The following is a 24,478-nucleotide window of genomic DNA, read 5'->3' on the forward strand; positions in this document are numbered from 1 at the left end:
GGGATGTGGGACACGCGTGAGCGCGACCGGGGGCTCCGCCGGGCAGGGGCGGGCGCCACGGCCGACGGGACGTCCTATATCCGCAGGAGCTGGAGTTCGGCCAGGGAGGGCGGGGCGCGGGCGCCTTCCGACTGCGCCGCCGCGCGGGAGTGCGGGCGGACATCCGCGGCAGGGGCGGCCACGGGGTCGGGGACCAGGGCCGGCATCTGCGGCCCGCCGGTCACCGCCCCCGAGGCGCAGGTGGGGTCGGCGTGATGCATAAGGCCGCCACCGCAGTGCCCGTCATCGCCGGCACACGCGTCAGAGGCGGTGAGCGCGACGGCATGGACACTCCGGCCGTGCTCCGCGTGCCCGGCGCTCCCGGCGGGCCCCAGCGCGTGCATCCCCAACAACCCCACCAGCACGAACAACACGAGCAGCACGCGCCGCCGCCACTGGGGCGGGCGCGGGGCGTGCGGTCCGGTGCTGTACATCGCAGCCATCGTACGGGGAGGGGGTATACGAAGCATCGCAGGCCCGCCGGACGGATCATCGCAGGCCCCGCCGGACGGATGACGACGACGCCCGCCCCGGGTGGGCGGAGAAGCCGGCGGGCGCGGTGGGTATGAGGGGGTTGCGAGGCGGTTACGTATGACTTACGCATCACTACAGACGCACGCGGGCCGGCACCGGGATCATGCCGGGACGACACCGGTGCCGCCGGGCCCGGCGGAATGAGGGGCGAGCCGTGTTCTACCATCTGCTGAAGTACGTGCTGCTGGGCCCCCTGCTGAGGCTTCTGTTCCGGCCCCGGATCGAGGGCCTGGAGAACGTGCCGGGGTCGGGCCCCGCGATCGTCGCCGGGAACCACCTCTCCTTCTCCGACCACTTCCTGATGCCGGCGATCCTGAAGCGCCGCATCACCTTCCTGGCCAAGGCGGAGTACTTCACCGGCCCGGGGCTCAAGGGCCGGCTCACCGCGTTCTTCTTCCGCAGCGCCGGGCAGATCCCGGTGGACCGCTCGGGCAAGGAGGCCGGCCGGGCGGCGATCCGGGAGGGTCTCGGGGTGCTGGGCAAGGGCGAGTTGCTCGGGATCTATCCCGAGGGGACGCGCTCGCACGACGGGCGGCTGTACAAGGGCAAGGTCGGCGTCGCCGTGATGGCGCTGACGGCGGGCGTGCCGGTCGTGCCGTGCGCGATGATCGGCACGTTCGAGGCCCAGCCGCCGGGCAAGGTCGTCCCGCACTTCCACCCCGTCACCATCCGCTTCGGCAAGCCCCTCGACTTCTCCCGCTACGCCGGCATGGAGCGGGAGAAGGCGATCCTGCGGGCCGTCACGGACGAGATCATGTACGCGATCATGACCCTGTCCGAGCAGGAGTACGTCGACGAGTACGCGGCCGTCGTCAAGACCCGGCAGAGCGCGGAGAAGGCAGGGAAGGAACGCAGGTTCCCGCGCGCGCCGCTCGGTTGAGCGACCGGCCGGCTCCGCCGCACCCGCCTCTGCCGACGGCAGACGTCCACGCCCCGCGCCGCCCGCACACCGGGGCTCGCCGTATGAAGAAGGCTGTGGTGATCGGGGCGAACGGCCAGATCGGCCATCCGACGGTGGACGCGCTGACGCGGGACGGCTGGGAGGTGGCGGCCGTCTCGCGCAGCGGCGGCCGCGACGCCGCGTGGGACGAGGGGGTGCGGACGGCCCGCCTGGACCGCGCCGCCGACACGGCTCCTTCCGCTCTCTCCGCGCTGGTCGGTGACGGCTGTGAGCTGCTGGTCGACGTGGTGGCCTACGACGCGTCGCACGCCCGGCAGTTGACGTCCCTCACGGGCCGCGCCGGCTCGGCGGTGGTGATCTCCACCGTGTCGGTGTACAGGGACGACTCCGGGCGGAACTTCGACACTCTGCGCGATCCGGAGGGCTTCCCGGCCTTCCCGGTGCCGGTTCCCGAGAGCCGGCGGACGATCGCTGCGGGCGGGGCGTCGTACAGCACCAGGAAGGCGGCGCTGGAGCGTGAACTCCTCGTCGGTGGTGACGAGTTCCCGGTCACCGTGCTGCGGCCGGCCGCGGTGCGCGGGCCGTACAGCCCGCTGCCGCGAGAGCTGTACTTCGTGAAGCGGAACCTCGACGAGCCTGTTCCATCCGTCGAGTGCCCGCAACATCGCCGAACTGGTGCGGCTGGCGGCGGCGCGGCCCGGCACCCGGGTGCTGAACGCCTGTGACGGCGAGACGCCGACGTCGGCCGAGATCGGCGCGGCGGTCGACGCGGTGATGGGCGTGTCGACGCGGACGGCGTTCCTCGACGGTCCGCCCGAGGGCTGCGTCGGCAGCACGCCGTGGTCGATCCCGCTGCCGGTCGTCTTCGACATGTCCGCCGCGGAGCGGGAGTTGGGGTACCGGCCGGTGGTGTCGTACGCCGAGAGCCTGCCGGAGACGGTGGCGTGGCTGACGGACATGCTCGCCGCGCGGGACTGGCGGGAATCCTTCCCCTTGCTCGCCCAGGCGTACCCGGACCTCTTCGACTACGCGGCCGAGGACGCCTGGTTCGCGAAACGAGCGGCGTGAGCGGCATGAGTGAGGGGCGGCCGGGCGGTGGTGCTCCCGGCCGCCCCTCGTCACCGTACGGTCCCGGTTACGGCTTGGGTGTGGCGTGCGGGCCGCAGGTCACGTCCGCGCCGTCCAGCTTGCCGTCGACCAGGTAGGCGTCGACGCGCTGGTTGATGCAGGGGTTCACCAGGCCCGTCACACCGTGGGAGCCCGCGTCCTTCTCGGTGATCAGACGGGAGCCCGCGAAGCGCTGGTGCAGCGTGACGGCGCCCTCGTACGGGGTGGCGGCGTCGCGGGTGGACTGCACGATCAGCACCTGCGGCAGGCCCGTGTGGGTCGTGACGTGGACCGGGTTCTGCTGCGTGACCGGCCAGGTGGCGCACGGCAGGTTCATCCATGCGTTGGCCCAGGTCATGAACGGATAGTCCTTGTTGAGCCGGGTGTTGTCCCGGTCCCACTTCCGCCAGCTGGTGGGCCACTTGGCGTCGGTGCACTCGACGGCCGTGTAGACGGCGTTGCCGTTCTCCGCGGAGATGTTGCCGGCCGTGTTGGACAGGTCGGGGGCCGCCGCGTCGACCAGTGCCTTGGTGTCACCGGCGACGTACTTGCCGAACACCGTGGCGGTCGGCACCCACGAGGAGTCGTAGTACGGCGCGTTCTGGAAGAAGGAGATCAGCTCGGCCGGGCCGACGACCCCGCCGATGGGGCTCTTCTTGGCGGTGGCGCGCAGGTCGAGCCACTTGGCCTGGACGGCCGCGCGGGTGGTGCCGAGGTGGAAGGAGGCGTCGTTCTTCGCGACCCAGTCCTCCCAGTCCTTCCAGCGGCCCTCGAAGGCGATGTCCTGGTTCAGGTTGGCCTGGTACCAGATGTTCTCGCGGGCCGGGTTGACCACGCTGTCCACGATCATGCGGCGCAGGTGGCCCGGGAAAAGGGTGCCGTAGACGGCGCCGAGGTAGGTGCCGTAGGAGACACCGAGGTAGTTGAGCTTCTTCTCGCCGAGCGCCGCGCGGATGACGTCCAGGTCACGCGCGGTGTTGGGCGTGGTCATCTGCTGGAGCATCGCGCGGCCGGTGCGGTCCAGGCAGCCGTCCGCGTACTGGCGGGCCAGCTTGCGCTGGGCCAGCTTGTCCGCCTCGGAGCCGGGCACCGGGTCCATCTTCGGCGCCTTGACGAACTCCTGCGGGTCCTCGCAGGAGATGGGCGCCGAGTGGCCGACGCCGCGCGGGTCGAAGCCGACGAAGTCGTAGGCCTTGGCGACGTTCGCCCAGACGGGGTTCTTGTTGGTGACCCGCGTCGGGAAGCGCATCCCGGAACCGCCGGGACCGCCCGGGTTGTAGACGAGCGCGCCCTGGCGCTCGGCCTTGGTGCCGGTGTTGCCGATGCGGTCGACGGCGAGCTGGATCTGCTTTCCGTACGGGTGCGTGTAGTCGACGGGCACGCTGACCCAGCCGCACTGGATCGGTTTGGCCAGACCCCAGTTGGCAGGGCAGTCCTGCCAGTTGATGCCCGCCCTGGCGGCGCGGGCGGCGGCGATCTCGGCGCCCTTGGCCGCGCGGTCCTGGCCGGGCCGGCCGGTGGCGCCGGCGGCGCTGGCCGCGGGTGCCGACACGGCGCCGGCGATCAGGGTGGCGGTGACGAGCGCTCCGGCCGAACCGAGCGCCAGCAGGCGGCTCTTCGGTCTGTTGTCCCTCAAGTGGGCCCCTCCCCCTACATATGCATCGCTGCGAGTCGTCAAACGGGGATCCTCTCGGCTGTGAGCCGACTGTGAACAGGGGGCATCTGCCATCTTTACCAATCCGATAACCGGACGATCATGTCCCGTTGACCGGTACACACGTCACGCGGTGACCGATACGCACCTCACCCGGCGAGCAGCGACCGCGCTTCCTCCAGCAGCCCCCGCAGCCGCAGCGCGTCCGGCGCGACGGCGCTGACCAGGGCCGCGGGTCCCGCCAGCGGTATCAGCGCGGCGCACTCCCCCAGGGCCTGTGCCCGGACCGGCCGCTCGGCGAACTCCGGCCGTACGACGACGAGTTGACCGACGGTGCGGTGTCCGTCCAGGACCGCCGGGCCGTCCCAGCCGCCCGGGGCTCCGGGGCCGCAGGACAGTTCCTGGTCCAGCACGGTCCGGCCCGCGACACGTACGGTCAGCCGGCTGGTGAGCCGGCCGGGTTCCTCTCCGGCCCGGCCGAGGACCTGCTCCTCGCGCAGGAGGAGGCGGGCTCCGGCGGCGAGTTCGGCGCGGGTGGTGACGTACAGGTCGCTGCCGCCGGCCGAGATCAACTGCTCGGGCAGCCAGTGCAGTTCGCCGCCCTCGGCCACGTCGAGCCGGACGTCGTAGCGGGCCTCGCCCTTGGTCGGGCCCGGCAGTGCGATGGTGGCGGCGGCCGACCCGACGTGCAGTCGGGCGCCCTCCGCGACGGACGCCGAGAGCGCCAGGCGGTCGCCGCCGAGCGGAGCGCTCATCGCGCCGACGACCATGACCCTGGCCTCGGCGCCGGTGGACCGGACGCGGCGCAGGGCCAGCGGGCCCTCACCGTCGAGCACGGGCAGCACCGTGCCGCCGCGGCCGTCGGCCCGGGCGGCGATCCGCGCGTGGGCCCGGACGCCGGCGGCGGTCACACCGTCCACGCGGCGAGCCGTTCCCGGACCCAGGCGGCGACGTCCGCGACCCCGTCCCCGGCGCGCAACGACTGGAAGACGACGGGGAGTTCGGCCCGCTGGGCCTTGGCGTCGGCGGCCATCCGGGTGAGGTCGGAGCCGACGTACGGGGCGAGGTCCGTCTTGTTGACGACGAGCAGGTCGGCGGTGGTGACGCCCGGGCCGCCCTTGCGCGGGATGTCGTCACCGCCGGCCACGTCGATCACGAAGATCTGCGCGTCCACGAGCCCCTTGGAGAAGGTCGCGGTGAGGTTGTCGCCGCCGGACTCGACGAGGATCAGGTCCAGCGGGCCAACCTCGTCCTCCAGGTCCTCCACGGCTTCGAGGTTGGCGGAGATGTCGTCGCGGATCGCCGTGTGCGGGCAGGCTCCGGTCTCCACGGCGGTGATCCGCTCGGGCGGCAGCACGGCCTCCCGGAGCAGGAACTCGGCGTCCTCACGGGTGTAGATGTCGTTGGTGACCACGGCGAGGGACAGCTCGTCGCGCAGCGCCCGGCACAGCGCGGCCACGGTCGCGGTCTTCCCGGACCCGACGGGCCCGCCGAGCCCGATGCGCAGCGCACGGCGCGTGCCGTCGGGGCGGTGTGCGTCCGCGCTGACGGCGGCGGGGCCGGAGTGGGTGTGATCGAGGTGCATGGGTACGGCTCCTAGGGACCGGGAGGTTGGTTCGGGGGGGGGCGGCGTCCCCGGGCTGTCGCTCGTCAACTGGTCGCGCCGGTGGGGTGGTTGGTCCAGGTCATGACGCGAACAGCCGGACCGGCCAGGCCGCGTGCCACTCCGCGCCGACCTCCAGCAGGGGGCCGGACGCCGCGGGCAGCGCGTCGACGCCTTCGGCGGCGGCTCGCCGTGCCGCCTCCACCGCCCTGTCCGCCACGCGGTCCACCTCCGGTGCCAGCCGCGCCAGCACGCCGGTCGCGTCGAACGGGTCCAGGCTCAGCAGGCGCACGGTCGCCGTCGCCGGCCCGCTCACGCTCTCGTACGCCGCGCAGTAGGCCGCGTCGTCCGGGCCCAGTCCGGCCATCCGTGCGGCCAGTCCGAGCACCACCGGCTGATGGGCGCCCTTGGGGAACTCCCGGGCCAGCGCGTCGAGTTCGGGCGCGGGCCAGCTCGCGCGGGCGGCCCGCAGCAGCTGGCGTCCGAGCCGGCGCGCGGCGGCGCGCAGCGCCGGGGAGGGGGTGCGGGCGTCCGCCGCCGCGTCCAGTTCCCGCACGTCCACGCCGAGTACGGCGGCCGCCGCGAGCGCGCCCGCGACCAGCCCCGCGGTGTGCAGCCGGCCCCGGCAGAAGTCCTCCAGGTGCCCGGCACCGGTGATCCGGCCCGCCTTGACGGCGGCCTCCGCCCCGCCGGAGTGCGCGTGCCCTCCGGCGGGAAAGCGGCCGTCGGCGAGGACCAGCAGCGCAGCCCTGCTCATCAGAAGAGGAAGTAGCGCTGGGCCATGGGCAGTTCGGCCGCGGGTGTCGCCTCGACCAGTTCGCCGTCGATGTGCACGGCGAAGCTGTCGGGGTCGATCCGCACGTCGGGCCGGGCGTCGTTCTCGCGCATGTCGGCCTTGGTGACCTGCCGGGTGGACTCGATCGCCACGAACCGCTTGCCGAGCTGGAGCCGCTCCGGCAGCCCGTCCTCGATCGCCAACGGGGCCACGAAATTCACCGAGTTGGCGGCCGGGGCACGGCCGATCGCGCCGTACATCGGGCGGGGCAGGATCGGCTGCGGAGTGGGGATGGAGGCGTTGGCGTCGCCCATCTGCGCGTACGCGATCTGCCCGCCCTTGAGCACGAGGAGCGGCTTGACCCCGAAGAACGCGGGCTCCCACAGGACGAGGTCGGCGAGTTTGCCGGTCTCGACGGAGCCGATCTCGGCGGCGAGGCCCTGGGCGAGCGCCGGGTTGATCGTGTACTTGGCGACGTAGCGCCGCACCCGGTGGTTGTCCGCGCGGCCGTCGCCGGGCAGGGCGCCCCGCCGGCGTTTCATGACGTGCGCCGTCTGCCAGGTCCGCAGGATCACCTCGCCGACCCGGCCCATCGCCTGGGAGTCGGAGGAGATGATCGAGATCGCGCCGAGATCGTGCAGCACGTCCTCCGCGCCGATGGTGGACGGCCGGATCCGGGACTCGGCGAACGCCAGGTCCTCGGGGACCGCCGGGTTCAGGTGGTGGCACACCATCAGCATGTCGAGGTGTTCCTCGGCGGTGTTGACGGTGTACGGCCTGGTCGGGTTGGTGGAGCTGGGCAGCACGTTGGCCTGCGAGACGACGGTCATGATGTCCGGTGCGTGCCCGCCGCCGGCGCCCTCGGTGTGGTACGAGTGGATGCCCCGGCCCGCGATGGCGGCGAGGGTGTCGCCGACGAACCCGGCCTCGTTCAAGGTGTCGGTGTGGATGGCGACCTGAATGCCCGTCCGGTCGGCCACGGTGAGCGCGGCGTCGATGACGGCCGGGGTGGAGCCCCAGTCCTCGTGCAGCTTCAGGCCGGCGGCGCCGCCGCGGATCTGGGACAGCATCGCCTCGTGGCTGACGGTGTTGCCCTTGCCGAGGAAGCCCACGTTGACGGGATAGGCCTCCATCGCCTCCAGCATCCGGGCCAGATGCCAGGGTCCGGGTGTCACGGTGGTCGCCTTGGAGCCCTCGGCCGGGCCGGTGCCGCCGCCGACCAGGGTGGTGATGCCGGAGGCGAGCGCCTCGTCGGCGATCTGCGGGCAGATGAAGTGGACGTGCGCGTCGATCGCACCGGCGGTCAGGATCCGCCCGTTACCCGCGATGATCTCGGTCTCGGGGCCGATGACCAGGTCGGGGTGGACGCCGTCCATGGTGTCGGGGTTTCCGGCCTTGCCGAGCGCGGTGATCCGGCCGTCGCGGATGCCGACGTCGGCCTTGACGACGCCCCAGTGGTCGACGACGACCACGCCGGTGATCACGGTGTCGGGGGTGCCGTCGGCGCGGGTGGCCCGGGACTGGCCCATGGACTCGCGGATGACCTTGCCACCGCCGAAGACCGCCTCGTCCCCGGAGGCGCCCGGGCCGCCGGATCGGTCCTCCTCGATCTCGATCAGCAGATCGGTGTCGGCGAGCCGGATGCGGTCACCGGTGGTGGGGCCGAAGAGGTCGGCATAGGCGCCGCGGGAGATCTCAGGCATCGAGGGAGCCTCCGGTCTCCCCGCGCAGCCCCGGCACGATCCGGGCGCCCGCGAGAGGGACGAGTTCGACGTCGACGGGGATGCCGGGCTCGAAGCGCACGGCGGTGCCGGCGGCGATGTTCAGCCGCCTGCCGCGGGCGGCGGCGCGGTCGAACTGAAGGCCGGGGTTGGCCTCGGCGAAGTGATAGTGGGAGCCGACCTGGACGGGCCGGTCGGCGGCGTTGAGGACGGTCACGCGGGTGGCCTCGCGGCCCTCGTTGTAGGCGACCGGGCCGTGCGCGAACAGAACCTCTCCGGGAATCATCGCGGCGCCCTCAGATGATCGGCTCGTGCACGGTGACGAGCTTGGTGCCGTCCGGGAAGGTGGCCTCCACCTGGACGTCGTGGATCATCTCGGCGATGCCCTCCATGACGTCGTCCCTGGTGAGGATCTTGCGGCCGGAGGACATCAGCTCGGCGACCGTACGGCCGTCCCGCGCGCCCTCAAGGATGTGCGAGGTGATGAGGGCGACCGCCTCGGGGTGGTTGAGCCTGAGCCCGCGGGCCCGGCGCCTCTCCGCCACGTCGGCCGCCACGTGGATGAGCAGCCTCTCTTGCTCGTGCGGGGTCAGTTGCACGTCCCACCTCACAGTCCTCGCTCCGGACCGTACGGGGTCCGGTTGCCGCAGCCACCACGACGGAGACAGGTCTAACACACCGACAAATACCAGGATTGCCAGCAATCCGGGCAGAAAAACCGCTGGTGGCGTGGATCGGCAGGTTAGTTCGCCGGAGTTTCAACGACGTTAACCAGACCTTGATCGCGCGATGACCGCGGGACGGTAAGCGGCTTACCCGTTCATCCGCACGGGTCAGGACACGCCGGGCCGCCGGTGCTCGGCGGCCATGCCGGGCCCCCGGTGCTCGGCGGCGAGCCCGAACCGCTGCTGCCGTTCGCGCGGAGCGGAACCGGCCTCGCGCAGCCCCGACACGGAGCTGATCACCTGATCCTCCGCGGCCGGCTCGTCGAGCGCGTCCAGCCGCTCCAGGTCACCGGCCGAGACCAGCGCGACCAGCGGCTTTCCATGCCGTGTCACGACGACGCGCTCACCGCCGTACACCACCCGGTTGATCAGGTCGGCGAGCTCAGCCCTGGCTTGCGTCACCGGAATCTCGTAGGCCATGACCCCATTCTAACGTCACGTACATCCTGTACATTTTTTACAGACGTCGAGCCGCACCGGCGGCCACGCCACACGAAGGGGTACGACCATGTCCCGCGCATTGGCCCGTCACGTCCTGCCGGAGTTCACGGAGCGCACCAGCAGCGGCGCACGCACGCTCGATCCCTACGGCAAGCTCTTCGAGGACCGGATCGTCTTCCTCGGCACCCCGCTCGACGACATCGCGGCCAACGACGTGATGGCGCAGCTGATGTACCTCGAACACGCGGCCCCCGAGCGGGACATCACGCTGTACATCAACTCCCCCGGCGGCACCTTCCAGGCGATGACCGCGATCTACGACACGCTGACCTACGTCAGCTGCGACGTGGCCACGTACTGCCTGGGCCAGGCCGCCTCCTACCCCGCGCTGCTGCTCGCGGCCGGCACCCCGGGCAAGCGGTTCGCGCTGCCCGGGGCGCGCATGGTGCTGGAACAGCCCCAGCTGACCGAACCGGTGCAGGGTCAGCCGAGCGACCTCCTCATCCAGGCCGAGGAGTTGACGCGGATGCGGGCGTTGACGGAGGAGATGCTGGTGCGGCACACCGGGCGCACGGCGGAGCAGGTGCACGCCGATCTGGAACGGCAGACGGTCCTGGACGCCCCGGCGGCTCTCACCTACGGTCTGGTGGACGGCATCGTGCCCGGCCGGCGCAGCACGCCCGGCGCACCGGACGCGAGGTGAGCCGAGGATGCTTCCCGAGCTTCCGCCGCTGCCCGCACTCACGCGGGCCGAGGGCGAACTGATCGACCGGTACCTGGAGGCGGCCGACCTGCTGGGCAGGGTCAACCCGGCGGCCGGCGGGGACACCTACCGAGGTCTGCGTGCGGCCCAGGCGCTGGTGCGCAAGGCCGCAGAGCTGCGTGACGCCCTCGCGTTGATGCACCGGCGGGGCGAGACGGAGCTGCACGGGGACACGCTGGCACGGGCGTTGCGGGTGCTGGACGGTGAACGCCGTACTGCGCGCGTCACGCTCCCGCCGGACGGCGTCGGCTGATCCGGACGCCCGGATGATCCGGCGGGATCGACATGTCGACACGATTGGTTCGTACGGGGTGTCAAACGGCCCGAACGACGTACCGCCGACCGGTGTATATCCAGATCGTTTTCCGGGGCCCGCGGCCCGCGCACGGCGCGGGCCGGCGGATCCTGCACGCTGACGTCTTCCCAGGTCCGGGGCTACGTACGGGTTTTGACGAGGTCTCGAACACCGCGCTGTCCACCCGAACGGGTGAGTGGTGAGTAACGCCACAAATCCCCGGTTCCGTTGGGATTTTCCGACTGCAGTACGTCAAGATCCCTGACTGACGACAAGCCCCCGCCACAGCGGCGGGGCGATCCGGGCGGACGCCGAGTCCTGCCGCCGCCCGGGTGACCGGTCGACAGGAGTGGATCGGCAGGAGTGGAGGACCCAGGCAAGACGGGTCGCCGGGGCGGACGTCGTCTGTGCGTGACAGGCGGACGACCGAAGGCTCCGAGCAGCCCTTGGGGTGAAGCCGCGGCAACGCGGCCGGGCACCTTCGCCAGCCCGAATCCGACAGGTCATCCTTCACAGGCGGCTGACGAAGGGTTGCGCATGACTGCGCTCAATCGTGTCCCGTCGCTCATGGCCCGGGCCGGTACGGCCTCGGCCCTCACCCTCGCCGCCGTGGGCGGCTCGATCGTGGTCCCGGGGCTCTCCACCGACGCCTCGGCAGCTACTCTCGCGACGAAAGCGCTCCAGGTCGCGGCCTCCAAGAGGGGCGCCCCGTACCAGTACGGGGCCACCGGGCCGCGCCGGTTCGACTGCTCGGGGCTGACCCTCTACTCGTTCAAGAAGGCGGGCAAGACCCTGCCGCGTACCGCCGCCGCGCAGTACAACACGTCACACCACATCTCGGCCGACAGCCGCAGGGCCGGTGACCTGGTGTTCTTCCACTACGGCTCGAACGTCTACCACGTCGGCATCTACGCGGGCCACAACAAGATCTGGCACGCGCCGAAGACCGGGGACGTGGTACGGCTCCAGAAGATCTGGACCAGGAGCGTCTGGTACGGCCGGATCAGCTGATCCGGCGTCAGGCTGTGAGCGGCTCCAGCAGCAGGGCCGCTCACAGCACCGTAGCGCCACCCCGGTGCCCGCCTGGAGCCCACGGGCGGCCCGGGGAGGCGGGGCGACCGCACCACGCGATCTCGGTGGCCTCGGGGGTGTCGCTTGGATCAGGCGGCCGTGCGGAACGGCGCCTGCCGGCCGACCCGAGCGGGGTCGTGGGGCCCCTCCCGCGCGAGCGAAGCCGGGCGTGGGAGAGTCGGCGATCGACGACAACGCCGCTGGTGGTGCCCCCTCTGGGGGAGCGCCTGCCAGGGCCCGCGACGCCGGGATGATCCAAACGACACCCCCTCGTAGCCTGCCGTCGGCGCTGACGCTCCTTCAGGATGCCGTCGGCACCGCCCACGGCAGTTCGATGGACACCGTCTTGCCGCCCTCCCTCGTGGGGCGGATGCGGAGTTTGCCGCCGCACTCGGCGGTGAGCCAGCGGATGATGACCATGCCGCGGCCGTTGTCCTGCTGCACGGCGGCGGGCAGTCTCTTCGGGAAGCGGGGATGACTGTCCGTGACGCCGATGTGCAGTTGTTCGTCACGGTCCAGTGCGATGTCGACCGTGAAGGTGGGTGACTGGCCGAAGGTGTGCTGTACCGCGTTGGTGGCGAGTTCGGAGACGATGAGCCGGACGGTGTCGGCCGCTTCGGTGTCCGACGGCAGGCCCCACTCCGCGAGGGTGCCGACGACGTAGGAGCGGGCGGCGGAGACCGAGGCGGGAGCGCTCGGCAGAGTGACGGATGCTTCCAGGTGGTCTGCCATGGCGTCGTCGTCCCTTTCCCGCGGGATCGCACCGACAAGGAGCGGTTGGTTCGAGTACGGTCCCGGACTGGTGCTTCTTCGTCAGACTGCCATCACCGAAGCGGTCACGGGGAGGGATCCACCAAGATATGCATATATCTGTCGCCCGAAGCGGTGAACTCTACGACGCAATACCGTATTGGGGCGGCCCGGAAGGAGTAAGGAGGAGCCCATGCAGAACGGGCCGGCGGTACGGCGCCGCAAACTGGGCGCCGAACTGCGCATGCTGCGTACCGGCGCTGGGCTCACGAGCGGTGACGCGGCCCGGCTGGTCGGGTGGCACCAGTCGAAGGTGAGCCGGATCGAGACCGGCGCCAGCGGGGTGAAACCAGCCGATGTGCGCTCCCTGCTCGACGCCTACGAGGTGCGGGACGGGCATCTGCGCGAGTTGCTGCTGATGCTGGCGGGCTCCGACGGGGCGGGCGACCGGCACCGCTGGTGGCACGCCTACCGCGGGGTGCTGCCGCCGACGTACCGGGATTTCATCAGTCTGGAATCGCAGGCGAGCGCGATGCGGACCCTGGAGACCACGGTGGTGCCGGGCCTGCTCCAGACGCCCGAGTACGCCCGCGCGGTGACCCGGGCGGCGGTGCCCGACCTGGACGAGGAGCGGCTGGACACGCTGGTGGAGGTGCGGCTGGCCCGGCAGGACGTGCTGCGCTCCGACCCGCCGCTGGAGCTGAGCGCGGTGCTGGACGAAGCGGTGCTGCGGCGCGAGGTCGGCGGCCCCGATGTGATGGCCCGCCAGTTGGAGCGGCTCACGGAGGCCGCCCGCCTGCCCCAAGTGCGGCTGCAGGTACTGCCGTTCGCCGCCGGAGCCCATGTGGGCCTCACCGGACCTTTCGTTATCTTCTCATTTCCGAGCACTTCTGATCTGGACGTGGTTGTTCTCGACCAATTGACGAGTAGCCTCTACCTCGAACGGAAAGAAGACCTCAAGGCTTACTCGGAGGCCTTCGACACCCTTCGGATCCACGCCCTTTCCCCCGAGGACTCGTTGGATTACATCGCCGGAATAGGTGACGGCGCGTAAGGAGGCACGCCCCCCATGTCAGCACCGCCTCGGATCGTCCCTGCCAGTACCGACCTGCACGACGTGCGCTGGCTGCGCAGCAGCTACAGCACGGGAGCCAACAACTGCGTGGAGACGGCTCGGCCGCGCTCCGGCCCGTGGGCCGGAGCGCTCGCCGTGCGCGACTCGAAGAGCCCGGCCGGGCCCGCGCTGCTCTTCTCCGCCCGCAGCTGGGCCGGGTTCCTCTCCACTCTCTGATCAGAGCCGATCACACGTAGTCAGTCAGGTAATCAGCCAGGCAGTCCGTCACGCGTGAAGCACGACCGTGTCACGCCGACTCATGGTCGCGTTTCGTCGATCACCCGTACAGCGCGTTCGGTCTCCGCCCCGGACAGGTCCGCCCGGGCGGTCAGCCGCAGCCGCGAGATGCCGTCGGGCACGGAAGGAGGACGGAAGCAGCCCACGGCCAGTCCCGCCGTACGGCAGTCGGCCGCCCAGCGCACCGCCTGCTCCGGGGACGGAGCCCGCACGGAGACCACCGCGGCGTCCGGACGCACCGCGTCCAGACCCGCGGCGGTGAGCCGTGCGTGCAGCTCCGCGGCCACGTCACGGGCCCGCGCCGCCCGCTCCGGCTCGCGCACGAGCAGCCGCAGGGCCGCCAGCGCCGCACCCGCCGCCGCCGGGGCCAGCCCCGTGTCGAAGATGAACGTCCTGGCCGCGTTGACCAGATGGTCGATCACCCGCGCCGGTCCCAGCACCACCCCGCCCTGACTGCCCAGCGACTTGGACAGAGTGGCCGTGACCACCACGTCCGCCGCGCCCGCTAGCCCCGCCGCGTACGGCGCGCCCCGGCCGCCGTCGCCCAGCACCCCGAGCCCGTGCGCGTCGTCCACGACCAGTCCGGCGCCGTACTCGCGGCAGGCCGCGGCCAGCTCGGCCAGCGGCGCCGCGTCGCCGTCCACGGAGAACACCGAGTCGGAGACGACGATCGCCTCACCCTCGTGCGTGCTCAGCGCCTTGCGCACCGCCTCCGGGTCGGCGTGCCCGACGACCTGCCGGGCGCCCCGGGCGAGCCGGCAGCCGTCGATGAGCGAGGCGTGGTTGCCCGCGTCGGAGACGATCAGCGAGCCGTGCGGGCCGAGCGCCGTGACCGCGGCCAGGTTCGCGGCGTACCCGGAGGAGAAGACCAGGGCCGCCTCGAAGCCGCAGAAGGCGGCCAACTCGCGCTCCAGCTCGGTGTGCAGCTCGGTGGTGCCGGTGACCAGCCGGGAGCCGGTGGAGCCGCCGCCCCAGGTCCGGGCCGCCCCGGCCGCGCCCTCGACGACCTCGGGGTGGTGGGCGAGGCCCAGGTAGTCGTTGCTCGCCAGGTCCAGCAGGGGTGAGTCGGCGGGGCGCGGGCGCAGGGTGCGGACGAGTCCGGCGCGGCGGCGCGCCTCGGCCTGGTCGTCGATCCAGCCGAACGCCATGGTTCCTCCGGGGCTTTTGTAGGTAGCGCACAGACACTAGCGGCCCGGCCGACCGCCCAGGGTGTGGCAATACCCACACGGTGAACCGTCTCCGTTGTGCAAACTCTCCTTGGCCCCGGGCGGTCCCGTAAGACAGGATCGGACCTCATGGACCTGCTGAACACGCTGGTGGACAAGGGGCTTCGGCGCGAGCTGCCGACCCGCGAAGAAGCGCTCGCCGTGCTGGCCACCTCCGACGACGACCTGCTCGATGTGGTGGCCGCGGCCGGGAAGGTGCGCCGGCACTGGTTCGGGCGCCGGGTGAAACTCAACTATCTGGTGAACCTCAAGTCGGGCCTGTGCCCGGAGGACTGCTCCTACTGCTCCCAGCGGCTCGGCTCGGACACCGGCATCCTGAAGTACACCTGGCTGAAGCCCGACGAGGCCTCCCGGGCCGCGGCGGCCGGGCTGGCCGGCGGTGCCAAGCGGGTCTGTCTGGTGGCGTCGGGCCGCGGTCCGACCGACCGTGACGTGGACCGGGTGGCCGGCACGATCAAGGCGATCAAGGAGCAGAACGAGGGCGTCGAGGTGTGCGCCTGCCTCGGGCTGCTCTCCGACGGCCAGGCCGAGCGGCTGCGCGAGGCGGGCGCGGACGCCTACAACCACAACCTCAACACGTCCGAGGGCACGTACGCCGACATCACCACCACCCACACCTACGCCGACCGGGTGGACACGGTGAACAAGGCGCACGCGGCCGGTCTGTCCGCCTGCTCCGGGCTGATCGCGGGCATGGGCGAGAGCGACGAGGACCTCGTCGACGTGGTCTTCTCGCTGCGCGCGCTGGACCCGGACTCGGTCCCGGTCAACTTCCTGATCCCGGTCGAGGGCACCCCGCTGGCCAAGGAGTGGAACCTCACCCCGCAGCGCTGCCTCCGGATCCTCGCGATGGTGCGCTTCGTGTGCCCGGACGTCGAGGTGCGCATCGCGGGCGGCCGTGAGGTCCACCTGCGCACGATGCAGCCCCTCGCGCTGAACCTGGCCAACTCCATCTTCCTCGGCGACTACCTGACCACCGAGGGCCAGGCCGGCAAGGCCGACCTGGAGATGATCGCGGACGCCGGGTTCGAGGTGGAGGGCGCCGGCGAGGTGACGCTGCCGGAGCATCGGGTGACGGGCGCGGCGGCGGGCGGCTGCGGGTCGCACGAGGGCGCCGGGTGCGGGTCGCACGAGGGCGCCGGGTGCGGGTCGCACGAGGGCGCCGAGGGTGCCGGGTGCGGGTCGCACGCCGGTGGTGGTGTCTGCGGTACGGCGGAGGTGCCGGTAGCGAACGAGGCGCGCACGGACCTCGTCGCCGTACGCCGCCGAGGGGCCGGAACGGACCTCGCGCCCAATGCCTGAGCTGGGGGTGCCCGAGCTGCTGGAGCTGGACCGGCGGCACGTGTGGCATCCGTACGGACCGATGCCGGGGCGTGTCCAACCGCTCGTCGTGGAGTCGGCGAGCGGTGTCCGGCTGCGGCTCGCGGACGGCGCGGGCGAGCTGGTGGACGGCATGTCGTCCTGGTGGTCGGCGATCCACGGCTACGCCCACCCGGTGCTCGACGAGGCGGCGCGGCGGCAGCTCGGCCGGATGAGCCATGTGATGTTCGGCGGGCTCACGCACGAGCCCGCCGTGCGTCTCGCGAAGCTCCTTGTCGACATGTCGCCGGACGGTCTGGAGCACGTCTTCCTCGCCGACTCCGGCTCGGTGTCGGTCGAGGTCGCCGTGAAGATGTGCCTCCAGTACTGGCGTTCGCTCGGCCGCCCCGGCAAGCGGCGCCTGCTGACCTGGCGCGGCGGCTATCACGGCGACACCTGGAACCCGATGTCGGTGTGCGACCCCGAGGGCGGGATGCACCAGCTGTGGTCCGGGGTGCTGCCGCGCCAGGTGTTCGCGGACGCGCCGCCCACGGAGTACGAGGAGTCGTACGCGGACCGTCTGCGGGAGCTGGTCGCCCGCCACGCGGACGAGCTGGCCGCGGTGATCGTGGAGCCGGTGGTGCAGGGCGCGGGCGGAATGCGCTTCCACTCCCCCGCCTATCTGCGGGTGCTGCGCGAGGCGTGCGACGCGCACGGCGTGCTGCTGGTGTTCGACGAGATCGCCACCGGATTCGGCCGGACGGGCGCGCTGTTCGCGGCGGACCACGGGGCCGTCACCCCGGATGTGATGTGCGTGGGCAAGGCGCTCACCGGCGGCTATCTGACGATGGCCGCGACGCTGTGCACCGCGCGGGTCGCCGACGGCATCTCGCGGGGCGAGGTGCCGGTGCTCGCGCACGGCCCCACGTTCATGGGCAACCCGCTCGCGGCGGCCGTGGCCTGCGCCTCTGTCGAACTGCTGCTGGGCCAGGACTGGCTGTCCGAGGTCAAGCGGATCGAGACGGGCCTGCGGGACGGGCTGGCACCGGCCGCGGAACTGCCGGGTGTGAAGGACGTCCGGGTGCTGGGCGCGATCGGGGTGGTCCAGCTCGATCACGAGGTGGACATGCGGGCCGCCACGGACGCCGCGGTGCGGGAGGGCGTGTGGCTGCGCCCGTTCCGCGACCTGGTCTACACGATGCCGCCGTACGTCACCTCGGACGAGGACGTGGCACGGATCGCGCGCGCGGTGTGTGCCGCGGCGCGGGAGGGTTGAGATGCCGGTACTGGTGATCACGGGGACGGGCACGGAGGTCGGCAAGACCGTCACCACCGCCGCCGTCGCCGCCGCGGCGCTCGCGGCGGGGCGCTCGGTGGCCGTGCTGAAGGCCGCGCAGACGGGCGTACGGCCGGACGAGCGCGGGGACGCCGACGAGGTCGCACGGCTCGCGGGTCCGCTCACGGCGGCCGAAACGGCCCGCTTCCCCGAGCCGTTGGCGCCGGGCACGGCGGCCCGGCGCGCCGGGATGGCGCCGGTGCACCCGCAGGAGGTGGCCGACCGGGCGGCCAAGCTGACCGCCGAGCACGATCTGGTGCTGGTCGAGGGCGCGGGCGGGCTGCTCGTCCGGTTCGACGCGGCCGGCGGCACACTGGCGGACGTGGCCGGGCTGCTGGACGCGCCGGTGCTGGTCGTGGCCTCGCCCGGGCTCGGCACGCTGAACACCACGGAGCTGACGGCCCGCGAACTGCGGTGCCGGGAGCTGGAGTTGGCGGGCGTGGTGATCGGCAGCTGGCCCGACTCCCCCGACCTGGCCGCCCGCTGCAACGTGACCGACCTGTCGGCGGTGGCGGGGGCGCCGCTGCTCGGCGCCATTCCCTGCGGAGCCGGGGCGTTGTCGCCGGGCGACTTCCGTGTGGCGGCGCCGGGGTGGCTCGCGCCACCGCTGGACGGGACGTGGGACGCGGAGGCCTTCCGGGTGCGGGTGGCGCCGTAGGGGTACGGCGCGGGTGCCTTCGCGGATCCCGGGGGACAATCCCCCTGAGAACGTCCTCCGGGAGGTGCCATGCGACTGATGTCGGCCGGTTCTGCCAAGGTCGCGCCGAGCCCTGTCCACCATCCGCTGTTCGCCCGGTTCTACGCCCGCTGCAGCGTCGACGCGGAGAGGCGGCTCGGTCTCGCCGCCGTGCGGGAGCGGCTGCTCGCCGGGCTGTCCGGGCGGGTGATCGAGGTCGGCGCGGGCAACGGGCTGAACTTCGCCCGCTATCCGGCCGCCGTGGCCGAGGTCGTCGCCGTCGAGCCCGAGCCGCTGCTGCGCCGGTTGGCCCTGGATGCCGCGCAGCGTGCGCAGGTGCCGGTCGACGTGGTGCCGGGCGCGGCGGAGGCGCTGCCTGTCAAGAGCGAGGCGTACGACGCGGCGGTGCTGTCGCTGGTGCTGTGCAGCGTGCGGGACGTGGCGCGGGCGCTCGCCGAGGTACGGCGGGTGCTGCGGCCCGGCGGTGAGGTGCGCTTCTTCGAGCACGGGCGGGGCGGCGGCCGGATGATGACGCTGACCCAGCGGGCCCTGGACCGCACCGTGTGGCCCGTGCTGTTCGGCGGCTGTCACGTAGCCCGCGAGCCGGTCGAGGCGCTGCGCGAGGCGGGATTCGAACTCGGCCCGTACCGGCGGCTGTTGCTGCCGGAGCAGGGCCCGAAGCTGCCGACCTCGTACGGCGTGCTGGGCGTCGGCTGGCGCCCGAGGGAGCCGGGGTCCCGCTGACCGCCGCGAGCCGGACGGTCTGCGTCAGATGCTCCAGCGCCGCAGCTCCCGTGCGATGGCGTCCACGTCGGCCGCGCCGTCCTTCACCAGCCGGGCCAGGTCGCGCACCTGCTCGGCGGAGGTGACGACCTTGACGCCGCTGGCGACCAGGTAGGCGTAGGCGACCGCCGAGGCGAACAGCGCGTTGGAGCGCTCCAGCGCCGGTACGTGGATCAGCAGCTGGAGGAGGGCGGCGGCGCGGGCATGCGGGTCGTCGTAGACGGGTACGCCGAATATCTCGGCGCGGTGCCGGGCGACGGCGGCGATCAGCGCGCCCCAGTCGGTGACCTGCGGGTCCCCGGGTGTGCGCTGTTCGGCGAGCATGAGCAGCCAGGCGAGGTCGATGCTGAGCTCGTTCAAGGGATCAGCGGCCGTCCCCGGTGCCGCCACCGCTGCCCCGGGTCTCGGTGAACTCCTCGGCGAACACGGTCTCGTACTGCTTCATGAAGTCGGCGGCGGCGTCCACGAACGTGCGGCCGGCCTCGCCGGTGTCCTGTCTGACCAGCTCTTCTATGTAGCGGTTGACGCTGATGCCACGGGCCAGGGCGCGTTCGCGGGCCGCGCGGGCGGTGCCTTCGTCCACGCGCACGTTCAGCTGGGTCTTCGCCATGCTTCGACGCTAGCGCCGAGGTGCTAGCAACCGCAAGGGCGCACGGAATCGCCGTGCCGTGCCTGTCTGTCCCCCGCGCGCGCCGTCCCTTACGCTCGCCCAGGACGGGCGTACGCGGACCGGCGACCGGGAGGCGGTCTTGTCCACACCTGACGCAGTGGCTGCGCAGCACGGGCCGGGGCGCGCGCCGGACGGCGGGTTCGCGGCCCGCGCCCGCGCCCTGACCAAGGCCTACGGCTCCGGCGAGACGGCCGTGGTCGCCCTGGACGCGGTGGACGTGGACATCGCGCGCGGCCGGTTCACCGCCGTGATGGGGCCCTCGGGCTCCGGCAAGTCCACGCTCATGCACTGCCTGGCGGGGCTCGACACCGTGACGGCGGGCGAGGTGTGGCTCGGTGACACCGAGATCACCGGGCTGAGGGACCGTGAGCTGACCCGGCTGCGGCGAGACCGGATCGGGTTCATGTTCCAGTCGTTCAACCTCGTTCCGACGCTCACGGCCGCCGAGAACATCACGCTGCCGATGGCCATCGCGGGCCGCAGGCCCGACGAACGATGGCTGGACCAGGTGATCGACAGGCTCGGCCTGCGGGACCGGCTGGCCCACCGGCCCGCGCAGCTGTCCGGCGGTCAGCAGCAGCGTGTGGCGTGCGCGCGGGCGCTGCTCTCCCGGCCTGAGCTGATCTTCGCCGACGAGCCGACCGGCAACCTGGACTCGCGGGCCGGCCTGGAGGTGCTGGGCTTCCTGCGCGGGGCTGTGGACGATCTCGGGCAGACGGTCGTCATGGTCACCCACGACCCCGGCGCCGCCGCCCATGCCGACCTGGTGCTCTTCCTCGCCGACGGCCGCATCGTGGACGAGACGGCCCGGCCGACGGCGGACGCCGTACTGGAACGCATGCGTGTCCTTTCCGGAGGGAACCCGCGGTGCTGAAGGCGACCCTGAGGAGCTTCGTCGCGCACAAGGGGCGGCTCGCGCTGTCCGCCCTGGCGGTGATCCTGTCCGTGGCGTTCGTCGCGGGCAGCCTGATCTTCTCGGACACCGTCACCCGTACCTTCGACCGGCTCTTCGCCTCCACCGCCGCCGATGTGACCGTGCAGCCGAAGCAGGACCTGAAGTCCCCGGTGCCGGGCGCCGCGGTGCAGACCCTGCCCGCGACGCTGCGGGACCGGGTGGCCCGGGTGCCCGGGGTCGCGGCCGCCCGCGCGGACGTCAAGGTGCAGAACATCGTGGTGGTCGACCGCCACGACAGGTCCGTCGGGCCGACCACCGGCGCCCCGACCATCGCCACCGCCTGGTACGCCGGTCACCGCAGCCCGGTGGAGCTGACCTCCGGCCGCGCGCCGCACGGTGCGGGCGAGGCGCTGCTGGACGCGGACACCGCGGCCAGGAAGCACGTACGGATCGGCGACCCGCTGACGGTGCAGGCGCAGCCGGGCACGTTCCGCGTCCGGGTCGTCGGGATCGCCACGTTCACCACGACCAACCCGGGCGCGGCCCTGGTCTTCCTGGACCCGGCGGTGGCGGGCCGGGAGCTGCTCGGCTCCCAGGCGCTCGCGACCAGCGTCTCGGCGGACGCGGCGAAGGGCGTGTCGGACGCCTCGCTCAGGCTGCGGGTCGGCCGGGCGGTCGGCACCGGCGCCTACGACGTGAAGACGGCCGGCGAGCAGGCCAAGTCGGCGGCGGCCGCTCTCGGCCCCTTCCTGGACGTGATCAAGTATGTGATGCTCGGTTTCGCGGGTGTCGCGCTGCTCGTCGGCGTCTTCCTGATCGTCAACACCTTCTCCATGCTGATCGCCCAACGCACGCGTGAGCTGGGCCTGTTGCGGGCGCTCGGCGCGGACCGGCGGCAGGTGCGGCGCTCGGTGCTCACCGAGGCGCTGCTGCTCGGACTGGCCGGCTCGACGCTCGGCCTCGGCGCCGGGATCGGGCTGGCGCTGGGGCTGATCCGGCTGATGAGCCTGTTCGGGATGAACCTCAAGGCCACGGAGATGGTCATCGGCTGGCCGACGCCCGTCGCGGCGTACGTCGTCGGGCTCGGCGTCACCTTCGTGGCGGCCTATCTGCCCGCCCGGCGCGCGGCGGCGGTCTCGCCGATGGCCGCGCTGGTGGACGCCGAGGTCGCCGGCGTGGGCAGGCCGTTGACGGCGCGGGCCGTCGCCGGGGCGGCGCTGGGTGCGGCCGGGGCGGCGGCGCTGGCGGGGTGCGCCGCGGCCACGAAGACCGCGCAGGCGGCCGTGCTGCTGGGTGCCGGAGTCGTCCTGACCCTGATCGCGACCGTCGTCGCCGGACCGCTGCTGGTTCGGCCCGTGATCCGGGTGCTGGGCGCCGCCTTCCCGGCGCTGTTCGGCCCGGTCGGCCGGATGAGCCAGCGCAACGCCCTGCGCAATCCCCGCCGTACCGGCGCCACCGCCGCGGCCCTCATGGTGGGCCTCGCGCTGGTGGGCGGGATGTCGGTGGCCAGCGCCTCGATGTCGGCGTCGTTCGACCGGCAGATCGACAAGAACCTCGGCGCCGACTTCATCGTCCAGAACGCCAACTTCACCCCGTTCACCCGGCAGGTGCGGGACACCGTGGCCGCCACGCGCGGCGTCGGGCTCGTCGTACCGCAGCGGCTCACCCAGGTCGCCGTACGACTGCCGGACGGCCGCCGGGTCCAGACCTCCGCCGTCGGGTACGGCCCGGGGCTCGACGATGTCGTGCACCTCACGTACGCGCAGGGCGGCACGGCCGCCGCGCTGGCGGACGGGCACCTCGCCATGGACGCCGGCTTCGCCAGGGACCACGGGGTGCGGATCGGCGGCACGCTCCCGGTCGAGTTCCCCGGCGGGCGGCACACGACGCTGACCGTCGGCGCGCTCACCCACCAGGACACGGCACAGGGCTTCGGCGCCCAGGGCGGCCTGTACTTGGGCCTCGCCACCTTCGCGAGGTACGTGCCGAGCGGCCAGGACTCGGTGCTGTACGTCAACGCGGCCACCGGTACGAGACCGCAGGACCTGCGCCCCGGGCTGGAGCGGGCCCTGAAGCCGTTTCCGCAGGTCCAGGTGCGCGACCAGGACGACTACAAGCAACTGGTCCACGACCAGATCGCCGTGCTGCTCTACCTCGTGTACGCGCTGCTCGCCCTGGCGATCGTCATCGCCGTGCTCGGTGTGGTCAACACGCTCGCCCTGTCGGTGGTGGAACGGACGAGGGAGATCGGGCTGCTGCGCGCGATCGGGCTGGGACGCCGGCAGCTGCGCCGGATGATCCGGCTGGAGTCGGTGGTGATCGCGGTCTTCGGAGCGGTCCTCGGGCTGGCGCTGGGGCTGGTGTGGGGCGTGTGCATGCAGCGGGTACTGGCCCTGCGCGGGCTGCGGGAACTGGCGGTCCCCTGGACCACGATCGTCGCGGTCGTCATCGGCGCGGCGGTGGTGGGCGTGGTGGCGGCGCTGCTGCCGGCCCTGCGGGCGTCCCGGATGAACGTGCTGGCGGCGATCGCCCACGAGTGAGGATCCGGCGGGCGCAGCCGAGCGTGGAGTGAGGACCCGCCGGAGAGCATCCGCCGTGCCGGGTCGCGCCCGACGCACCCGGGATCGCCTGCTCAGCAGCGACGCGCGTCGAGCGCCTCGTCGTTGGCCGTGGTGGCGGCCGCGGAGCGCCTGTACGGCGGTGCGGAGAACGCGCCGGATGCCCGTGGGGTGGCTGCTCGATGAGGAGTTCGCGTTCGGCGAGCCCTAGGGACGACCGGCGAGTTCCTCGGCGAACTCGCGGATGCCGTAGCCCACCAAGGCACGTGCAGCGACACCACGGCCCAGGCCGTCCCCTTCCTCACAGAGCTGATCTGTGACGACGGCGTCGCCCCCGGCAGCCGCTTGGTTCTGCTCTGCGACCTGTTGCGGCTCGGTGCCTCGGGGCTCGCGGCAGCGGTCTCCGTGGCCGACCGCGTCACAGCACTCGGGGGCGTCTGGGAGGAGTCCGCGGCTGAGTACGTGACACGGCGGGCCATCGTCAGCGAGCTGCCGAGGCTGCTGTCCCGCTGGGAGGACGAGAGCGATGCCGTCCGATTCGCTCTCCCGGCTCCGGCAGGCAGTTCCCGCGCCGACGTCGTGTCGCTCAAAGCCGCACGCCCGAACGTGGATCCGGAGAATCTGGGACGGGCCGTCCTTCCGGTTCTCGTCCTCGAAGACGTGGGGCCCGAGGCACAGGCATAGGGAGAGGCAAGCGAGGGGCATGGGGAGACGAAGCCGCCGGGGGCGGTGCACGGCCCGCGTTGTCCGCCCCCGGCACGGAAACCGTTCGCCAGACAGACCGGCGCTCTGCTTGGCTCCCCCCATGAGCGATCTCCACATCCGCTGCGCCACCCTCTCGGACATCGACACCGTGCTGCGGTTCTGGCGCGACGCCGCGGAGGGAACGAGCATCAGCGACGACCACGACGGAGTGGCCCGACTCATCGCACGAGACCCCGAAGCCCTGCTCCTCGCCGAGCGCGACGGCCTCCTCACCGGCACGGTCATAGCGGGCTTCGACGGATGGCGATGCTCCGCCTACCGACTGGCCGTACACCCCGACCACCGCCGGCAGGGCATCGCCACCGCCCTGCTGGAAGCCGCGGAACAACGCTTCGCCGCCCTGGGCGGGCGACGGGTCGACGCCATGGTGCTGGAGGCCAACGAACGGGCGCACCACACGTGGGCCGCGGGCGGCTACCACCGCGAGGACCACTGGCGGCGCTGGGTGAAGCCGCTGTCCGAGCCCGCGAACTGACCCCGAAGACCAGCTTTGCCCATCCTTTACCATTGAGGGAGCACTCGACCCCTCGATGAAAGGTT

27 protein-coding genes and 1 pseudogene are annotated in these 24,478 nt (G+C 72.4%); 15 read left to right on the plus strand and 13 right to left on the minus strand.

Going from position 1 to position 24,478, the window contains the following annotated elements:
- Positions 1-74 precede the first annotated feature (74 nt).
- The gene (locus ACZ4MF_RS23185) at positions 75-473 is read right to left on the minus strand and encodes a DUF6153 family protein (RefSeq protein ID WP_467493833.1); all 399 of its coding nucleotides are present in this window, start codon (positions 471-473) and stop codon (positions 75-77) included.
- 254 nt (positions 474-727) lie between these two features.
- Between ACZ4MF_RS23185 and ACZ4MF_RS23190 the strand changes: the two genes are divergently transcribed.
- Both ACZ4MF_RS23190 and ACZ4MF_RS23195 read left to right on the plus strand, forming a co-directional pair.
- Positions 728-1,453: a lysophospholipid acyltransferase family protein gene (locus ACZ4MF_RS23190; protein ID WP_467493834.1), complete on the plus strand. Its 726-nt coding sequence runs from the start codon at positions 728-730 to the stop codon at positions 1,451-1,453.
- Positions 1,454-1,548: 95 nt separating this feature from the next.
- A pseudogene (locus ACZ4MF_RS23195) lies at positions 1,549-2,542 on the plus strand (NAD-dependent epimerase/dehydratase family protein).
- A gap of 67 nt (positions 2,543-2,609) precedes the next feature.
- On the opposite strand, the gene ACZ4MF_RS23200 reads toward ACZ4MF_RS23195, so the two are convergent.
- The 8 genes from ACZ4MF_RS23200 to ACZ4MF_RS23235 all read right to left on the minus strand — a co-directional run bounded on the left by ACZ4MF_RS23200 (position 2,610) and on the right by ACZ4MF_RS23235 (position 9,479).
- On the minus strand, positions 2,610-4,217 hold the full coding sequence (locus ACZ4MF_RS23200) for an alpha/beta hydrolase (protein ID WP_467493835.1): 1,608 nt from the start codon (positions 4,215-4,217) through the stop codon (positions 2,610-2,612).
- 167 nt (positions 4,218-4,384) lie between these two features.
- Entirely contained in the window at positions 4,385-5,146 is a 762-nt protein-coding gene (locus ACZ4MF_RS23205) for an urease accessory protein UreD (protein ID WP_467493964.1), read from the minus strand.
- Positions 5,143-5,820, minus strand: a complete 678-nt coding sequence (gene ureG, locus ACZ4MF_RS23210) for an urease accessory protein UreG (RefSeq protein ID WP_467493836.1) — start codon at positions 5,818-5,820, stop codon at positions 5,143-5,145. The genes ACZ4MF_RS23205 and ureG overlap by 4 nt, the downstream gene beginning before the upstream one ends.
- Before the next feature lie 100 nt (positions 5,821-5,920).
- Entirely contained in the window at positions 5,921-6,595 is a 675-nt protein-coding gene (locus tag ACZ4MF_RS23215; protein ID WP_356026984.1) for an urease accessory protein UreF, read from the minus strand.
- Entirely contained in the window at positions 6,595-8,316 is a 1,722-nt protein-coding gene (locus tag ACZ4MF_RS23220; RefSeq protein ID WP_467493837.1) for an urease subunit alpha, read from the minus strand. The genes ACZ4MF_RS23215 and ACZ4MF_RS23220 overlap by 1 nt, the downstream gene beginning before the upstream one ends.
- Positions 8,309-8,620: an urease subunit beta gene (locus ACZ4MF_RS23225; RefSeq protein ID WP_467493838.1), complete on the minus strand. Its 312-nt coding sequence runs from the start codon at positions 8,618-8,620 to the stop codon at positions 8,309-8,311. Before ACZ4MF_RS23225 ends, ACZ4MF_RS23220 begins: the two co-directional genes overlap by 8 nt.
- Before the next feature lie 10 nt (positions 8,621-8,630).
- Complete coding sequence (locus ACZ4MF_RS23230; RefSeq protein WP_467493839.1) at positions 8,631-8,933, minus strand: urease subunit gamma; 303 nt, start codon at positions 8,931-8,933, stop codon at positions 8,631-8,633.
- A gap of 234 nt (positions 8,934-9,167) precedes the next feature.
- Positions 9,168-9,479 (minus strand): type II toxin-antitoxin system Phd/YefM family antitoxin, encoded by a 312-nt coding sequence (locus ACZ4MF_RS23235; RefSeq protein WP_467493840.1) that lies wholly within the window; start codon positions 9,477-9,479, stop codon positions 9,168-9,170.
- Between the two features lie 88 nt (positions 9,480-9,567).
- On the opposite strand from ACZ4MF_RS23235, the gene ACZ4MF_RS23240 reads away from it, so the two are divergent.
- The 3 genes from ACZ4MF_RS23240 to ACZ4MF_RS23250 all read left to right on the plus strand — a co-directional run bounded on the left by ACZ4MF_RS23240 (position 9,568) and on the right by ACZ4MF_RS23250 (position 11,569).
- Complete coding sequence (locus ACZ4MF_RS23240) at positions 9,568-10,203, plus strand: ATP-dependent Clp protease proteolytic subunit (RefSeq protein WP_467493841.1); 636 nt, start codon at positions 9,568-9,570, stop codon at positions 10,201-10,203.
- Between the two features lie 7 nt (positions 10,204-10,210).
- Entirely contained in the window at positions 10,211-10,516 is a 306-nt protein-coding gene (locus ACZ4MF_RS23245; RefSeq protein WP_356030122.1) for a hypothetical protein, read from the plus strand.
- A gap of 579 nt (positions 10,517-11,095) precedes the next feature.
- Positions 11,096-11,569: a C40 family peptidase gene (locus tag ACZ4MF_RS23250; protein WP_356030121.1), complete on the plus strand. Its 474-nt coding sequence runs from the start codon at positions 11,096-11,098 to the stop codon at positions 11,567-11,569.
- Positions 11,570-11,929: 360 nt separating this feature from the next.
- On the opposite strand, the gene ACZ4MF_RS23255 is transcribed toward ACZ4MF_RS23250, so the two are convergent.
- Positions 11,930-12,361: an ATP-binding protein gene (locus ACZ4MF_RS23255; RefSeq protein WP_356030119.1), complete on the minus strand. Its 432-nt coding sequence runs from the start codon at positions 12,359-12,361 to the stop codon at positions 11,930-11,932.
- 211 nt (positions 12,362-12,572) lie between these two features.
- On the opposite strand from ACZ4MF_RS23255, the gene ACZ4MF_RS23260 reads away from it, so the two are divergent.
- Entirely contained in the window at positions 12,573-13,433 is an 861-nt protein-coding gene (locus tag ACZ4MF_RS23260) for a helix-turn-helix domain-containing protein (RefSeq protein ID WP_376288358.1), read from the plus strand.
- Positions 13,434-13,448: 15 nt separating this feature from the next.
- The gene (locus ACZ4MF_RS23265) at positions 13,449-13,670 is read left to right on the plus strand and encodes a DUF397 domain-containing protein (RefSeq protein ID WP_467493842.1); all 222 of its coding nucleotides are present in this window, start codon (positions 13,449-13,451) and stop codon (positions 13,668-13,670) included.
- 80 nt (positions 13,671-13,750) lie between these two features.
- On the opposite strand, the gene ACZ4MF_RS23270 is transcribed toward ACZ4MF_RS23265, so the two are convergent.
- Positions 13,751-14,878, minus strand: a complete 1,128-nt coding sequence (locus tag ACZ4MF_RS23270; protein WP_467493843.1) for an 8-amino-7-oxononanoate synthase — start codon at positions 14,876-14,878, stop codon at positions 13,751-13,753.
- A gap of 147 nt (positions 14,879-15,025) precedes the next feature.
- On the opposite strand from ACZ4MF_RS23270, the gene bioB reads away from it, so the two are divergent.
- From bioB to ACZ4MF_RS23290, 4 genes are all read left to right on the plus strand, one after another.
- A complete protein-coding gene (bioB, locus tag ACZ4MF_RS23275; RefSeq protein WP_467493844.1) occupies positions 15,026-16,258 on the plus strand; it encodes a biotin synthase BioB in 1,233 nt (410 codons plus the stop codon).
- The gene (locus ACZ4MF_RS23280) at positions 16,251-17,531 is read left to right on the plus strand and encodes an adenosylmethionine--8-amino-7-oxononanoate transaminase (protein ID WP_467493845.1); all 1,281 of its coding nucleotides are present in this window, start codon (positions 16,251-16,253) and stop codon (positions 17,529-17,531) included. Before bioB ends, ACZ4MF_RS23280 begins: the two co-directional genes overlap by 8 nt.
- A 1-nt stretch (position 17,532) precedes the next feature.
- On the plus strand, positions 17,533-18,249 hold the full coding sequence (gene bioD / locus ACZ4MF_RS23285) for a dethiobiotin synthase (RefSeq protein WP_467493846.1): 717 nt from the start codon (positions 17,533-17,535) through the stop codon (positions 18,247-18,249).
- Between the two features lie 69 nt (positions 18,250-18,318).
- The gene (locus ACZ4MF_RS23290) at positions 18,319-19,011 is read left to right on the plus strand and encodes a class I SAM-dependent methyltransferase (RefSeq protein WP_467493847.1); all 693 of its coding nucleotides are present in this window, start codon (positions 18,319-18,321) and stop codon (positions 19,009-19,011) included.
- Between the two features lie 24 nt (positions 19,012-19,035).
- Here ACZ4MF_RS23290 and ACZ4MF_RS23295 read toward each other — a convergent pair whose 3' ends face one another.
- Together ACZ4MF_RS23295 and ACZ4MF_RS23300 are read right to left on the minus strand one after the other, a co-directional pair.
- Positions 19,036-19,410: a fic family toxin-antitoxin system, toxin component gene (locus ACZ4MF_RS23295; RefSeq protein ID WP_071386775.1), complete on the minus strand. Its 375-nt coding sequence runs from the start codon at positions 19,408-19,410 to the stop codon at positions 19,036-19,038.
- Between the two features lie 4 nt (positions 19,411-19,414).
- Positions 19,415-19,660: a toxin-antitoxin system, antitoxin component gene (locus ACZ4MF_RS23300; protein WP_071374364.1), complete on the minus strand. Its 246-nt coding sequence runs from the start codon at positions 19,658-19,660 to the stop codon at positions 19,415-19,417.
- Positions 19,661-19,799: 139 nt separating this feature from the next.
- Between ACZ4MF_RS23300 and ACZ4MF_RS23305 the strand changes: the two genes are divergently transcribed.
- The 4 genes from ACZ4MF_RS23305 to ACZ4MF_RS23320 all read left to right on the plus strand — a co-directional run bounded on the left by ACZ4MF_RS23305 (position 19,800) and on the right by ACZ4MF_RS23320 (position 24,413).
- The gene (locus ACZ4MF_RS23305; protein WP_356030107.1) at positions 19,800-20,594 is read left to right on the plus strand and encodes an ABC transporter ATP-binding protein; all 795 of its coding nucleotides are present in this window, start codon (positions 19,800-19,802) and stop codon (positions 20,592-20,594) included.
- A complete protein-coding gene (locus ACZ4MF_RS23310) occupies positions 20,588-23,155 on the plus strand; it encodes an ABC transporter permease (protein WP_467493848.1) in 2,568 nt (855 codons plus the stop codon). The genes ACZ4MF_RS23305 and ACZ4MF_RS23310 overlap by 7 nt, the downstream gene beginning before the upstream one ends.
- A gap of 423 nt (positions 23,156-23,578) precedes the next feature.
- Positions 23,579-23,857: a hypothetical protein gene (locus ACZ4MF_RS23315; protein WP_467493849.1), complete on the plus strand. Its 279-nt coding sequence runs from the start codon at positions 23,579-23,581 to the stop codon at positions 23,855-23,857.
- Between the two features lie 121 nt (positions 23,858-23,978).
- Complete coding sequence (locus ACZ4MF_RS23320; protein WP_376288349.1) at positions 23,979-24,413, plus strand: GNAT family N-acetyltransferase; 435 nt, start codon at positions 23,979-23,981, stop codon at positions 24,411-24,413.
- Positions 24,414-24,478 lie beyond the last annotated feature (65 nt).

The sequence above is a fragment of the Streptomyces sp. NPDC025793 genome, assembly GCF_055558375.1.